Raw genomic sequence first — 468 nt, 5'->3', positions numbered from 1 at the left:
GAACGATCTCGACGGGAATTCCGTTCTCCGCGAGATGGGCCAGTTCTTCGCCGCCGCGGCCAAACACCATCGAGTCGCCGCCTTTCAGTCGGACAACGGTGTTACCCTCCTCGGCGAGTTCGACCAGTCGGGCGTTAGTGTACTCCTGGGGCGTCCACTCGCCGCCGGCGCGTTTGCCCACGTCTTCGCGTTTCTCCTCGGGAATCATCCCGATGATTTCGGGGCCGGGGAGCTTGTCGTGCAACACCACGTCGGCCTCCTCCAGCAGGCGCTTTGCCTTGACTGTCAGCAGGTCCGGGTCGCCGGGACCGGAGCCGACCAGATACACCTTGCCGGGTGCAGCGTCCGTCATTCCTCGTCTTCCTCCCGCGCCGTCGAAGCGTCGTCGTCTGCCTCCGTCGAGTCCCGCTTGGCCTCGGCGATGAGGTCGTCAGCGCCCTGTTCGGCGAGTTCCGCTGCGAGGTCCTG

General features: G+C 65.6%; 1 protein-coding gene and 1 pseudogene. Both read right to left on the bottom strand.

The window, feature by feature from the left end; all coding sequences use genetic code 11:
* On the bottom strand, nucleotides 1–352 hold a 352-nt coding region (locus FY251_RS21160; protein ID WP_255516783.1), incomplete at its 3' end, for a uroporphyrinogen-III C-methyltransferase.
* Nucleotides 349–468, bottom strand: a pseudogene (locus FY251_RS23735) (porphobilinogen deaminase); the annotation flags it as partial. The pseudogene FY251_RS23735 and the gene FY251_RS21160, both read right to left, overlap by 4 nt.

The sequence above is a fragment of the Haloferax sp. KTX1 genome (assembly GCF_902410085.1).
Taxonomy (GTDB): Archaea; Halobacteriota; Halobacteria; order Halobacteriales; family Haloferacaceae; genus Haloferax; species Haloferax massiliensis.
This window is presented reverse-complemented; position numbering and strand designations above follow the sequence as displayed.